This window comes from Streptomyces coelicoflavus, assembly GCF_045041415.1.
In the GTDB taxonomy this organism is placed as follows: Bacteria; Actinomycetota; Actinomycetes; order Streptomycetales; family Streptomycetaceae; genus Streptomyces; species Streptomyces coelicoflavus.
The window spans coordinates 4,492,501-4,505,408 of the sequence record NZ_CP108218.1 but is presented as its reverse complement, the minus strand read 5'-3'; the positions used below and the strand labels follow the sequence as shown (position 1 = coordinate 4,505,408).

The 12,908-nt window shown below is 67.4% G+C and carries 9 protein-coding genes and 2 rRNA genes (1 of these 11 running past the window's edge); 8 read left to right on the top strand and 3 right to left on the bottom strand.

The annotated features are described in order from the left end of the window. Positions 1 to 143 precede the first annotated feature (143 nt). From OHA99_RS19980 to OHA99_RS19955, 6 genes are all read left to right on the top strand, one after another. A complete protein-coding gene (locus OHA99_RS19980; protein WP_003974839.1) occupies positions 144 to 452 on the top strand; it encodes a membrane protein in 309 nt (102 codons plus the stop codon). 166 nt (positions 453 to 618) lie between these two features. Further along, complete coding sequence (locus tag OHA99_RS19975; RefSeq protein WP_381503167.1) at positions 619 to 1,419, top strand: hypothetical protein; 801 nt, start codon at positions 619 to 621, stop codon at positions 1,417 to 1,419. Further along, a complete protein-coding gene (locus OHA99_RS19970) occupies positions 1,409 to 2,746 on the top strand; it encodes a hypothetical protein (RefSeq protein ID WP_405697027.1) in 1,338 nt (445 codons plus the stop codon). The genes OHA99_RS19975 and OHA99_RS19970 overlap by 11 nt, the downstream gene beginning before the upstream one ends. A 14-nt stretch (positions 2,747 to 2,760) precedes the next feature. Further along, positions 2,761 to 4,302 (top strand): SCO6880 family protein, encoded by a 1,542-nt coding sequence (locus OHA99_RS19965; RefSeq protein ID WP_405697024.1) that lies wholly within the window; start codon positions 2,761 to 2,763, stop codon positions 4,300 to 4,302. Between the two features lie 12 nt (positions 4,303 to 4,314). Further along, positions 4,315 to 5,730, top strand: a complete 1,416-nt coding sequence (locus tag OHA99_RS19960; RefSeq protein WP_007388842.1) for an ATP-binding protein — start codon at positions 4,315 to 4,317, stop codon at positions 5,728 to 5,730. 78 nt (positions 5,731 to 5,808) lie between these two features. Next, entirely contained in the window at positions 5,809 to 7,314 is a 1,506-nt protein-coding gene (locus OHA99_RS19955) for a type VI secretion protein (protein WP_153179111.1), read from the top strand. 21 nt (positions 7,315 to 7,335) lie between these two features. Here the strand turns inward: OHA99_RS19955 and OHA99_RS19950 are convergent, their stop codons facing one another. Continuing rightward, a complete protein-coding gene (locus OHA99_RS19950) occupies positions 7,336 to 7,896 on the bottom strand; it encodes an N-acetyltransferase (RefSeq protein ID WP_194280018.1) in 561 nt (186 codons plus the stop codon). A 94-nt stretch (positions 7,897 to 7,990) separates the two neighbouring features. Between OHA99_RS19950 and OHA99_RS19945 the strand changes: the two genes are divergently transcribed. Both OHA99_RS19945 and OHA99_RS19940 read left to right on the top strand, forming a co-directional pair. Beyond that, positions 7,991 to 9,274 (top strand): sensor histidine kinase, encoded by a 1,284-nt coding sequence (locus OHA99_RS19945; protein WP_194280017.1) that lies wholly within the window; start codon positions 7,991 to 7,993, stop codon positions 9,272 to 9,274. Further along, the gene (locus OHA99_RS19940; protein ID WP_405697020.1) at positions 9,271 to 9,939 is read left to right on the top strand and encodes a response regulator; all 669 of its coding nucleotides are present in this window, start codon (positions 9,271 to 9,273) and stop codon (positions 9,937 to 9,939) included. Before OHA99_RS19945 ends, OHA99_RS19940 begins: the two co-directional genes overlap by 4 nt. Positions 9,940 to 10,030: 91 nt before the next feature. Here the strand turns inward: OHA99_RS19940 and rrf are convergent. Both rrf and OHA99_RS19930 read right to left on the bottom strand, forming a co-directional pair. Continuing rightward, a 5S ribosomal RNA gene (rrf, locus tag OHA99_RS19935) occupies positions 10,031 to 10,147 on the bottom strand. An 84-nt stretch (positions 10,148 to 10,231) separates the two neighbouring features. After that, positions 10,232 to 12,908: ribosomal RNA gene (locus OHA99_RS19930) — 23S ribosomal RNA — on the bottom strand; it runs 445 nt beyond the window's last position.

Below are 12,908 nucleotides of genomic sequence, written 5' to 3'. Positions count from 1 at the left end.
GACGGTGACAGACTGTTCGCACGAAACCCGCCAAACAATGACGCCAACGCGACATGCGACGGCGTCATCGTCGGCGACAATGAGGCTTGACCTCTGCACGTCCGCAGAGGGCGCGGAACTACCCAACAGGGGCGGTGACTTACATGCTCTTTGCGGCCGACGAGGGAGACATCAACACCATCATCGGGGGGATCGCTCCGGACTGGGGCCCCTTCGGTGCGCTGGGGACCGAGGCGAAGACGATGGTCCAGGTCGTCATGGCCGTCGCCATTCTGCTCTGCCTCGGCATCGCCATCTGGGGCGCCGCCAAGCAGCGCATCGGTGCCACCGCACTCCGGGACACCTTCAGCGCGGAGCAGGGCAAGGGCCTGATCATCGCGGGGCTGACGGGCGTGTTCATCATCGGCTCACTCGGCACGCTCTTCACCATCGTGTACGGGATGGCCGTATAACCCGGCACCCATCCGTCCTTCCCCCTCCATCCCACCCGCCCGTCGTGCCAACCGGCTGAGGTTGCGTTTCCCTGATGTCGAGTCATAACACCGCGCCCGAGCGGGACCCAGCACGGCTACCGTCGTACGTACACGGCCGACCCGACGTCGAGGGGGCGTACGCGGCATGAGTCTCGGAGACGATCACCACTCGTCCGGCGATTACGGCGGCACCGGCGGGACGCGGCTCCGGCTCCCGGAGGAGGACGGCGGCCCCCGACGCGGCGGCCACTCCTCCTCCCGGAGCCTGGTCACCGTGGTCGGCGTCGTCGTCCTGCTCATCGCGGCGATCGCCTTCGCGAACCGCGGAGGAGACGGTTCCGCATCCGCGGAGGGCGGCGACGGCGACAAGCCGAAGACATCGGCGACGGCACCCACGGGCACGCGCCCGGTCCAGTCGGGCTTCGCCCACGACGAGCAGGGGGCGCAGAGCGCGGCGGCGAACTACGCGGTGGCGTTGGGCTCTGACGGGATGTTCGACAAGGCCAGACGGCACGAGATCGTGCAGGCCATCGCCGATCCCGGCTGGGCAGATCGCCTCCAGTCAGGTTTCGACGCCGACTACTCGGAAGCCTTCCTCAAGAAGATCGGTCTCGACAAGAACGGCAAGGCTCCTTCGGGTGTCACCTTCGTCAACCGGACACTGCCGGCAGGCACCAAGGTGGCGGCATTCAGCAACAGCGCCGCCACTGTCGATGTCTGGTGCAACGGGCTCTTCGGGCTCACCGGAGAGAAGACGACCAATCCGGTGACGAACAGCTGGTTCACGGTGACGATGAAACTGAGCTGGGACGGCAGCGACTGGAAGATCACAGAGACCAGCCAGAAGAACGGGCCGACCCCGGTACCCGGGGACAACCCTGTTTCTGGTGCCGACGAAATGAGCAAGGCGGTCCAGGAGTTCGGAGGCTTTACCTATGCCCGGTAGCCAGCACCGCGCGCTCAAAGTCACCGCCTTGGTGGCCGCTGCTCAGGCAGCCGCCCTCCTGTTCTCGACCCGCGCCTTCGCCGAGCCCAGTCCGACGCCGACGAAGGACGACCCCTGCTCGCTCATCGCGGGCCCGGCCAAGAAGTACTGCGAACGAGGCGAAGGCGCGGCCCAGCGCAGCCCCGGGACCTCCGACACCCTCCCCGACACGCTCGACCCCCTCTCCTCCCTCGCCAAGGGCTGTGCCGACGCCGCCGCCTGGACCGTCGACACGCTCAGCAAGGCCGTGCAGAACACCGCCGACGTCGACTTCACCAACGGCACGTTCCTCAAGCAGTACGGCATCGTCTTCGCCGCGTCGACGATCCTCACCCTGGTCCTCTGGCTGCTGGCGGTGGCCAAGCGTGCCGTGCGCGGCGTCCCCCTCACCACCGCGCTCTCCGAGGCCGTCGGGTTCCTCTGGCTCACCGTGCTGGCGTCGGCCTTCACGCCGTTGATCCTGTACACGATCGTGTCGGCCACCGACGCCGTCACCGACGTCCTGGCCAAGGGGACCGGCGACCAGACCGACACCTTCTTCGGCACGTTCAGTCAGGCGCTGAAGCAGGGCAACGACATCGGCGGCGGCCCGATCATGCTGATCCTGGTGTCGTTCGTGTCGATCATCGCGGCCGGCGTCCTCTACCTGGAGCTGTACCTGCGCGCCGTCCTGCTCTACGTCGGCGCCCTGCTCGGCGTCGTCGTCTACGCCGGCCTGGTCGACAAGAACCTCTGGGGCCACGTCCGCCGCTGGGCGGGCATCATGATCGCCGTGATCATGGTGAAGCCCGTGATCGTCATCGTGCTCGGCCTCGCCGGCGCACTGACCACGGAAGAGGGCCCCGACTCCGTCGCCGCGATCGTGTCCGGCCTCGCCATCATCCTGCTCGCGATCTTCGCCTCCGCGATGATCTACCGCTTCGTCCCCGGCTTCGGCGACGAGATCGCCAACGGCCGCAACAACCGCATCATGCAGGGCGCCGAGGGCAAGGCAGCCGCAGTGATCAGCTCCCCGGCGAACCTGGTCGCGCAGGGCATCAGAACCCACAGCGGCCGCGGCGGCGGTGACGGCGGACAGTCCTCGTCCTCCGCGGCCGCCCGCCCCTCGAACCCCGCTTCCGGCGGAGTCGCCGCGCACAGCTCGCGCCCCTCGAACGGCGGCGGAAATGTCCCCTCCGCCGCACCCGCACCGCGCTCCGGCAGCCCGGTGAACACACCGCACGCAAGCAACAACCGCAACACTCGCAACACTCGCAACAGCCAGAACACAGGAGGTGACGGGCGTTGACGACCGAGTCCCACATGTCCCATACGGTCACGCCCCGCCGTACGTATCTGATCGGCCGCGCCCGGCCGAACGCGATCGTCGGCCGCAACCGCGAGACCGGTGAGATCGCGCTGATCGTCGCGGGCGCGTTCCTCGGCATGATGTGCGGGCTCCTCGTCCCCGTCCTGACCCTGCGCATCGTGCTGCTGTGCGGCTTCCCGATGCTCGCGCTGGCGGCGGTCTACGTGCCGTACAACCACCGCACGTTCTACCGGTGGTTCGAGATCAACCGCAGCTACAAGCGCACCCTCCGCAGGGGCACCACCTACCGTTCCGGCGCCATCGAGGCCGGTACCCGGCTCGACGGCCGGGAGGTCGAGGTCGGCCCGCCGCCCGGCATCGGCCGCATCTCCTGGCTGGCGGCGCCCTTCGGGCCGGACGAGATCGCCGTACTGCTGCACGCCGACCGCAAGACCGTGACGGCCGCCATCGAGATCGAGGGGCCCGGCGTCGGCCTGCGCGACTCCGAGGACCAGGAAGCCCTCGTCGACCGCTTCGGCACCCTGCTCAAGCACGTGGCCAACGGCGACGGCTTCGTCACCCGCATCCAGATGCTCGCCCGCACCCTCCCGGCCGACCCGGACGCGCACGCCAAGGACGTCAGCCAGCGCGGCGACGACAAGTCACCGCCGTGGCTGCGGCAGTCGTACGACCAGCTCCAGTCGATGGTGTCCACCAGCAGCGAGCAGCACCGCGCGTACCTGATCGCCTGCATGCACTACAACCGCGAGCTGGCCGCCGAAGCGCACACCATGGCCCGCGCCGCCCGCCCGCACACCGGACGCAAGCTGGACCGGGACGCCGGGCTCGCGGTCGTCATGGCGCGCGAGCTGACCGACATCTGCTCCCGCCTCCAGGAAGCCGACATCCGCGTCCGCCAGCCGCTGGGCCAGGGCCGGCTCGCCTCCCTCGTCCACGCCATGTACGACCCGGACCACCCGATCGACCACATCCAGGCGATGACCAAGCGCAACGCCTGGCCGGCCGAGCTGGACGCCATGGAGCCCACCTACCTCCAGGCCAAGACCCGCGAGTCCGCCACCCGCGCCCCCTGGTGCCACGCCACCGCCTGGATCAAGGAGTGGCCGATGACCCCGGTGGGCGTCAACTTCCTCGCGCCCCTCCTCGTCCACACCCCGGACGTGATCCGCACGGTCGCCGTCACGATGGACCTCGAACCGACCGAGGTCGCCATCGAGCGGATGCTGACCGAGAAGACGAACGACGACGCCGAGGCGTCCCGCGCCGCCAAGATGAACCGGACCGTGGACCCCCGCGACATCGCCGCCCACGGCCGACTCGACCAGCGCGGCGAGGACCTCGCCAGCGGCGCGGCCGGCGTGAACCTGGTCGGCTACATCACCGTCTCCTCCCGCACCCCCGAGGCCCTGGCCCGCGACAAGCGGACGATAAGGGCGTCGGCCGGGAAGTCGTACCTGAAACTGGAGTGGTGCGACCGAGAGCACCATCGCGCCTTCGTGAACACTCTTCCGTTCGCCACCGGCATCCGAAGGTAGGGGCTGAGCCTGATGCGGGACCCGCTGACCGTCCTCACCGACGCCTTCACGTCCTTCCTCTTCGGGAAGGTGGAGACGACCCGCCTCCCCGTCCGCACGTCCACCGGCCAGGCCCAGGCCGTCTACCTGCCGACGGCCGCCCCCGGCCTCGGCGACTCCGGCGTGATCATCGGCCGCGAGGTCTACTCCGGCAAGGGCTACATCTACGACCCCTTCCAGCTCTACGGCCAGCAACTCCCCGCCCCGCACTGGCTGGTGCTCGGGGAGTCGGGGAACGGCAAGTCGGCGCTCGAGAAGACGTACGTCCTGCGCCAGCTCCGCTTCCGCGACCGCCAGGTCGTCGTCCTGGACGCCCAGGGCGAGGACGGTGTCGGCGAGTGGAACCTCATCGCCGAGGAGCTGGGCATAACCCCCATCCGCCTCGACCCGATGGCCGCCCTGGACCACGGCATCCGCCTCAATCCCCTCGACCCGGCGATCACGACCACCGGCCAGCTGGCGCTGCTCCGGACGATCATCGAGGTCGCGATGGGCCACGGCCTGGACGAGCGCTCCGGCTTCGCCCTCAAGGTCGCGCACGCCTACGTCAACGAGACCATCGTCGAACGCCAGCCGGTCCTCACCGACATCGTCGAGCGGCTCCGCCACCCCGAGCCGGAGTCCGCCGAGGCGATGAACGTCGCCATAGACGACGTACGGGCCTGGGGCCTGGACGTGGCGCTCGTTCTCGACCGGCTCGTCGACGGCGACCTGCGCGGCATGTTCGACGGCCCGACGACCGTCGGCATCGACCTCGACGCGCCCCTCATCGTCTTCGACCTGTCCCACATCGACCGCAACTCCATCGCGATGCCCATCCTCATGGCCATCGTGGGCGTCTGGCTGGAGCACACCTGGATCCGCCCCGACCGGAAGAAGCGCATCTTCCTGGTCGAGGAGGCCTGGCACATCATCAACAGCCCCTTCGTGGCACAGCTGTTCCAGCGGCTGCTGAAGTTCGGGCGCCGGCTGGGTCTGTCGTTCGTGGCGGTGGTGCACCACCTGTCCGACGTCGTCGACGGGGCGGCGGCCAGAGAGGCCGCGGCCATCCTCAAGATGGCGTCCACACGCACCATCTACGCCCAGAAGGCCGACGAGGCACGGGCCACCGGACGCGTCCTCGGCCTGCCCCGCTGGGCGGTGGAGATCATCCCCTCCCTCACCCCCGGCATCGCGGTCTGGGACGTCAACGGCAACGTCCAGGTGGTCAAACACCTGATCACCGAGACCGAACGCCCCCTGGTCTTCACCGACCGCGCGATGACCGAGTCCTCCACCGACCACCTGACCGACGACGCCCTGCGTGCCGCGGAGCTGGAGGCGGAGGAGCGGGCGGCGGCGTTCATGGAGCAGCACATCGGCGACTCCTCGGAATCGACGGTGGCGTAGGGCCAGTGGGCCAATAGGCAGCAGACCAGCAGCACTGCGGGACAGTGGGACAGCGGGACGAGGAGAGGCACCGGACGCATGAGACCGGACGACCGCCGAGATCAGCGGCCGGCCCAGGGCGGCATCCCCGACGGCCTGCTGATCGGCGTACTGGCCTTCCTCCTCGGCATGACCCTGCTGGTGTGGACGGCGACCGGCCTGTCCGGCCTGTTCGCCCACGGCTCCTGGCCCGACGGTGTCGGCTTCACCGGCACCCCGCAGGCCATGCGCCACCTGATCTCCGAGCCCCACGACATCCCCGGCGCCTGGCCGGACACCCCCGAGACGGCACTCTCCGGGTACGGGCTCTTCTGGGGGCTGTTCATCGGGCAGCTGATGGTGCTGGTGGTGCTCGCGGTGTTCGTGATGGGCACGGTGGCACGGTGGCGCGCGGTACGACAACGCCGGCGCGAGGAGCCGACACCGGCACCAGCACCGGTAGCGCCGGAGACACCGGTCCAGGAGACCCAGGCCCAGGACGTACCAGTGCACGAGGTACCCACCCCGAGGGCGCCGCAGCAGGCCCCCTTGACCAGCGACACTCCGGCCCAGGAGACCGACCACCCCTCGGCCTCTCTACTCAAGGGCGAACGGGTGGGCGGGTGGGAAACAACCCGCGCCGAAGGCGCGTTGCACTACGGCCCCAGGGAAAGCCGCCACTCAACGGCCGTCCAAACCCTGCGAGACGCAGAAGGTGCCGCCCTCGTCGTCACCTCCAACCCCGCCCTCTGGTCGGAGACCAAGGACGCCCGCGCCAAACTCGGCCCCACCCACCTCTACGACCCGAACCACCTCTGCGACACCCCCGCCCGCTTCCACTGGTCCCCCACCGCGGGCTGCGAGGACAAACAGACGGCCACCGCCAGAGCCGCCGCCCTCCTCGCACCGGTCCGCCCCACCGCCCGCCTCGACCAGGCGGTGGCCGACACGGCCGAACTGCTGCTGCGCAGCTACCTGCACGCCGCCGCCATCGACGGCCGTACCGTCCGCCACGTCCACCGCTGGTCCCAGGGCCTCCAGGTGCAGGACGCCGTCCGCGTCCTGCGCACCCATCCCAAGGCCGCCCCCGGTTCCGCCGGCGAACTCGAGGGGTCCCTCACCGCGCATCCCGAACGCCGGGACATGGCACAGCAGCTGACCGCCCGGGCCCTGGCCGCCCTCTCCACGGTCAATGTCCGTGAGGCCTGCACTCCCCACCGAAGTGATGCCCTCGCCTTGGATTCCTTCGTCCACGAACAGGGAACCCTTTACGTGGTGGGGGAATCGATCGAGGACCCCCGCACGAGCGCGGGCGCGATGCCGCTGCTGACGGCGCTCGTCTCCAGCGTGGTCGAGCGCGGCCGGCGCATGGCCGAACGGTCATCCTCCGGTCGCCTCGACCCACCAATGACGCTCGTCCTGGACGACGTCGCCGCCGTGGCCCCGCTCCCCCAGCTCCCGGAGCTGCTGGCCGGCGGCACGGACCTGGGCATGCCGACCCTGGCCCTCCTCCGCTCCCGCGAACAGGGCCGGGCCCGCTGGCCCCACGACGAACTGCCGGTGTAGCGGCGCCGAAAGGCGCCGCCGTCAGCGCTCGAGGACGTACTCCAACTCGTGGTCCCCGGGCCCGCCCTCCAGCGGCACCGTCCGCCCGCTCGGCGCGAACCCGGCCCTGCGGTACGCGCCCTGCGCCCGCCCGTTGTCCGGATGCACGATGAGCCGCATCCGCTCCAGGCCGTTCGACCACGCCCACTCGGCACCGGCGTCGAACAGCGCCTTGGTCAGCCCGGTCCCCCGCCACTCGGCCCGCACGAAGACCCCGACGACATGTCCCTGCCGCCGTTCGACCGGGAACCCGGCCCAGTCCGTCGCCCCGGCCTCCTCCACCAGCACCGTCAGTGTGCCGAGCCACAGCCCACCGGGCCCCTCGGCCACGATCTGCCGCGCCCCGGCCGCCCCCTCGGCACCCCAGGCCGCCCGCTCCTGCCAGTAGGCGTCGGTCCGCGCCACCGCGTCCTCGTACGTCTCCAGATACGCCAGATCCGCGACCGGATCCCGCAGCGCGCGCAGCCGCAACTCCTTCACCGCGGGCCACTCGTCGGCGCGTATGGGGCGGATCACGTAGTCACCGGGGACCGAGGCAGTCATGCCGGCCACCGTAATACCCGGGTACTACGCCTCTCACCTCATATACGGCCGCCGGGACGACGCCTCCCGGCCCCGTATCCCCGACCATGGTCGGATGGACCACGTGGACGCCGCCCGGCCCGCGCCGGAGGACCGAGTCGCCGAACCCCTCACCGAGTACATCCAGCGCTTCACCCGGCGAGTCCGAGGCTTCGACCGGCGCCGTCCACTCGTGTGGGACCTGCACCTGACCGGGTTCTGGCTGACGGCCGCCCTCATCGACCTCAGCGCCTACCTCAACGGCGGCCGGCGCTACGTCGCCCACAACCTGGACGTGCCCAGCGGGCTGCTGCTCGCCCTGAGCCTGGGCTTCACGGTCCCGCTCCTGTGGCGCCGCTCCCACCCGGCGGCGGTGCTGCTCACCATGACCCCGGTCGCCCTCCTCAACGCCTGGAGCGGCGCCATCCTCCAGGCCGCCATGCTCCAGCTGCTCGTCGTCTTCCACATCGCCCTGCGCCTGTCCCTGCGCACCCTCTCCTGGGCCGCCCTCCTCGTACTCACCCCGGTTGCCGTCTCGGCCATCCGTTACGGCGACCAGCCCACCTGGGAGCAGCAGATCGGGGCCCAACTGATGTCCGTCGCGGTGGCGGCGCTCATCGGCATCACGGTCCGCACCCGCCGCGACCACACCGAGGTCCTCGAGGACCGTGCCCGCCGCCTGGAAACCGAACGCGACCAGCAGGTACGGCTCGCCGCCGCCGCCGAACGCGCCCGCATAGCCAGGGAGATGCACGACATCATCGGTCACAACCTCTCCGTCATCACCGGTCTCGCCGACGGCGGCCGGTATGCCGCCGCCAAGTCCCCCGACCGGGCCGCCCAGGCCCTCGACGCCATCGGCACCACCAGCCGACAGGCCCTGGGCGAACTCCGCCGCCTCCTGGACGTCCTGCGCGACGACGCCCAGGACGGCGCGGCAGCCGAACTGGCCCCGCAGCCGGCCCTCACCGACCTCGACCGTCTCCTCGACGGCGTCCGCCGGGCCGGCCTGCCCGTCCACAAGACCGTCAAGGGCGAGCCCGCCCTCCCCGAGGGCCGCCAGCTCACCCTCTACCGCGTCATCCAGGAAGCGCTCACCAACACCCTCAAGCACGCCGGCCCCGACGCGACCGCCCACATCGACCTCTCCTACGGGGCGGACGGCGCCGCCACCCTCACCGTCACCGACACGGGCCGGGCGACCCCGCCCCAGACGCCCGCCGTGCCCGGCGGCCGCGGTCTGCCGGGGATGCGCGAGCGAACGTCCCTGTACGGGGGCACACTTGAGGCCGGTCCACGCCCCGCACCCGAGCGGGGCTGGCGCGTCCACCTGCACCTACCGGAGGAATCCCCGCAGTGACCACCGTCCTCATAGCCGACGACCAGCCCCTCCAGCGCTTCGGCTTCCGCATGCTTCTGGAGAGCCAGGACGACATGACGGTCGTGGGCGAGGCGACCGACGGCGCCGAAGCCACCCGGATGACGGCCGAACTCCACCCCGACGTCGTCCTCATGGACGTCCGCATGCCCGGCCTGGACGGCATCGAGGCGACCCGCCGCATCGTCGCCGACGGCGGCCGCTCCCGCGTCCTCATCCTCACGACCTTCGACCTCGACGAGTACGCCTACTCCGGGCTGCGCGCCGGCGCCTCCGGCTTCCTCGTCAAGGACGCCCAACCGGAGGAACTCCTCTCCGGCATCCGTGCGGTGGCCACGGGCGACGCGGTGGTCGCCCCGAGCCTGACCCGCCGCCTGCTCGACGCGTACGTCCACCACCTGCCGGCCACCGCGGAGCCGGACGGTTCGCCCGACTCCGCCGATCCCCGCCTGGCTCCGCTCACCGAACGCGAGACCGAGATCCTGCGGGTCATGGGCCAGGGCTGGACCAACACGGAGATAGCGCAACGCCTCCACCTGGCCGAGTCGACGGTCAAAACCCATGTGGGCCGCATCCTGGCCAAGACGGGCTCGAGGGACCGCGTCCAGGCGGTCATCCTGGCCTATGAGACGAAACTGGTCGGCTAGACAAGCAGGGGTAAACGGGGAGAGGCAAACGAGGAGGGTAAACGCAGAAAACCCCGCACCGTTCCCGGTGCGGGGTCTCCTCGCAATAATTGTTCGGCGGCGTCCTACTCTCCCACAGGGTCCCCCCTGCAGTACCATCGGCGCTGTAAGGCTTAGCTTCCGGGTTCGAAATGTAACCGGGCGTTTCCCCTACGCTATGACCACCGAAACACTATGAAACACTCAACCGCACCATGCTGTGGACGTGGGGTTGTTCGTGGTTTCAGAACCAACACAGTGGACGCGAGCAACTGAGGACAAGCCCTCGGCCTATTAGTACCGGTCACCTCCACACCTCACGGTGCTTCCAGATCCGGCCTATCAACCCAGTCGTCTACTGGGAGCCTTAACCCCTCAAGGGGGTGGGAGTCCTCATCTCGAAGCAGGCTTCCCGCTTAGATGCTTTCAGCGGTTATCCCTCCCGAACGTAGCCAACCAGCCATGCCCTTGGCAGAACAACTGGCACACCAGAGGTTCGTCCGTCCCGGTCCTCTCGTACTAGGGACAGCCCTTCTCAAGACTCCTACGCGCACAGCGGATAGGGACCGAACTGTCTCACGACGTTCTAAACCCAGCTCGCGTACCGCTTTAATGGGCGAACAGCCCAACCCTTGGGACCGACTCCAGCCCCAGGATGCGACGAGCCGACATCGAGGTGCCAAACCATCCCGTCGATATGGACTCTTGGGGAAGATCAGCCTGTTATCCCCGGGGTACCTTTTATCCGTTGAGCGACGGCGCTTCCACAAGCCACCGCCGGATCACTAGTCCCGACTTTCGTCCCTGCTCGACCCGTCGGTCTCACAGTCAAGCTCCCTTGTGCACTTACACTCAACACCTGATTGCCAACCAGGCTGAGGGAACCTTTGGGCGCCTCCGTTACTCTTTAGGAGGCAACCGCCCCAGTTAAACTACCCATCAGACACTGTCCCTGATCCGGATCACGGACCCAGGTTAGACATCCAGCACGACCAGACTGGTATTTCAACGACGACTCCACCCACACTGGCGTGCGAGTTTCAAAGTCTCCCAGCTATCCTACACAAGCCGAACCGAACACCAATATCAAACTGTAGTAAAGGTCCCGGGGTCTTTCCGTCCTGCTGCGCGAAACGAGCATCTTTACTCGTAGTGCAATTTCACCGGGCCTATGGTTGAGACAGTCGAGAAGTCGTTACGCCATTCGTGCAGGTCGGAACTTACCCGACAAGGAATTTCGCTACCTTAGGATGGTTATAGTTACCACCGCCGTTTACTGGCGCTTAAGTTCTCAGCTTCGCCACACCGAAATGTGACTAACCGGTCCCCTTAACGTTCCAGCACCGGGCAGGCGTCAGTCCGTATACATCGCCTTACGGCTTCGCACGGACCTGTGTTTTTAGTAAACAGTCGCTTCTCGCTGGTCTCTGCGGCCACCCCCAGCTCGGAGTGCAAGACTCGTCACCGGGTGTGGCCCCCCTTCTCCCGAAGTTACGGGGGCATTTTGCCGAGTTCCTTAACCATAGTTCACCCGAACGCCTCGGTATTCTCTACCTGACCACCTGAGTCGGTTTAGGGTACGGGCCGCCATGAAACTCGCTAGAGGCTTTTCTCGACAGCATAGGATCATCCACTTCACCACAATCGGCTCGGCATCAGGTCTCAGCCTTATGTGCGACGGATTTACCTACCGCACGGCCTACACCCTTACCCCGGGACAACCACCGCCCGGGATGGACTACCTTCCTGCGTCACCCCATCACTCACCTACTGCAAGTCTGGTTCGTCGGCTCCACCACTCCCCTCAACTCCGAAGAGATCAGGGCGGCTTCACGGACTTAGCATCGCCTGGTTCGATGTTTGACGCTTCACAGCGGGTACCGGAATATCAACCGGTTATCCATCGACTACGCCTGTCGGCCTCGCCTTAGGTCCCGACTTACCCTGGGCAGATCAGCTTGACCCAGGAACCCTTAGTCAATCGGCGCAAACGTTTCTCACGTTTGTATCGCTACTCATGCCTGCATTCTCACTCGTGAACCGTCCACAACTCGCTTCCGCGGCTGCTTCACCCGGCACACGACGCTCCCCTACCCATCACAGCCGGCGTTGGCCGTATTGCTGCAATGACACGACTTCGGCGGTACGCTTGAGCCCCGCTACATTGTCGGCGCGGAATCACTAGACCAGTGAGCTATTACGCACTCTTTCAAGGGTGGCTGCTTCTAAGCCAACCTCCTGGTTGTCTGTGCGACTCCACATCCTTTCCCACTTAGCGTACGCTTAGGGGCCTTAGTCGATGCTCTGGGCTGTTTCCCTCTCGACCATGGAGCTTATCCCCCACAGTCTCACTGCCGCGCTCTCACTTACCGGCATTCGGAGTTTGGCTAAGGTCAGTAACCCGGTAGGGCCCATCGCCTATCCAGTGCTCTACCTCCGGCAAGAAACACACGACGCTGCACCTAAATGCATTTCGGGGAGAACCAGCTATCACGGAGTTTGATTGGCCTTTCACCCCTAACCACAGGTCATCCCCCAGGTTTTCAACCCTGGTGGGTTCGGTCCTCCACGACCTCTTACAGCCGCTTCAACCTGCCCATGGCTAGATCACTCCGCTTCGGGTCTTGAGCGTGCTACTAAAATCGCCCTGTTCGGACTCGCTTTCGCTACGGCTTCCCCACCCGGGTTAACCTCGCAACACACCGCAAACTCGCAGGCTCATTCTTCAAAAGGCACGCAGTCACGAGGATGGAGCAAGCTCCATCCCGACGCTCCCACGGCTTGTAGGCACACGGTTTCAGGTACTATTTCACTCCGCTCCCGCGGTACTTTTCACCATTCCCTCACGGTACTATCCGCTATCGGTCACCAGGGAATATTTAGGCTTAGCGGGTGGTCCCGCCAGATTCACACGGGATTTCTCGGGCCCCGTGCTACTTGGGTGTCTCTCA

What these genes read in the sequence shown, in the direction of transcription:
- OHA99_RS19955 (WP_153179111.1), top strand. Translation starts at nt 5,809, where the DNA reads ATGAGACCGGACGACCGCCGAGATCAGCGGCCGGCCCAGGGCGGCATC.
- OHA99_RS19960 (WP_007388842.1), top strand. Translation starts at nt 4,315, where the DNA reads ATGCGGGACCCGCTGACCGTCCTCACCGACGCCTTCACGTCCTTCCTC.
- OHA99_RS19980 (WP_003974839.1), top strand. Translation starts at nt 144, where the DNA reads ATGCTCTTTGCGGCCGACGAGGGAGACATCAACACCATCATCGGGGGG.
- OHA99_RS19950 (WP_194280018.1), bottom strand. Translation starts at nt 7,896, where the DNA reads ATGACTGCCTCGGTCCCCGGTGACTACGTGATCCGCCCCATACGCGCC.
- OHA99_RS19965 (WP_405697024.1), top strand. Translation starts at nt 2,761, where the DNA reads ATGTCCCATACGGTCACGCCCCGCCGTACGTATCTGATCGGCCGCGCC.
- OHA99_RS19945 (WP_194280017.1), top strand. Translation starts at nt 7,991, where the DNA reads ATGGACCACGTGGACGCCGCCCGGCCCGCGCCGGAGGACCGAGTCGCC.
- OHA99_RS19970 (WP_405697027.1), top strand. Translation starts at nt 1,409, where the DNA reads ATGCCCGGTAGCCAGCACCGCGCGCTCAAAGTCACCGCCTTGGTGGCC.
- OHA99_RS19975 (WP_381503167.1), top strand. Translation starts at nt 619, where the DNA reads ATGAGTCTCGGAGACGATCACCACTCGTCCGGCGATTACGGCGGCACC.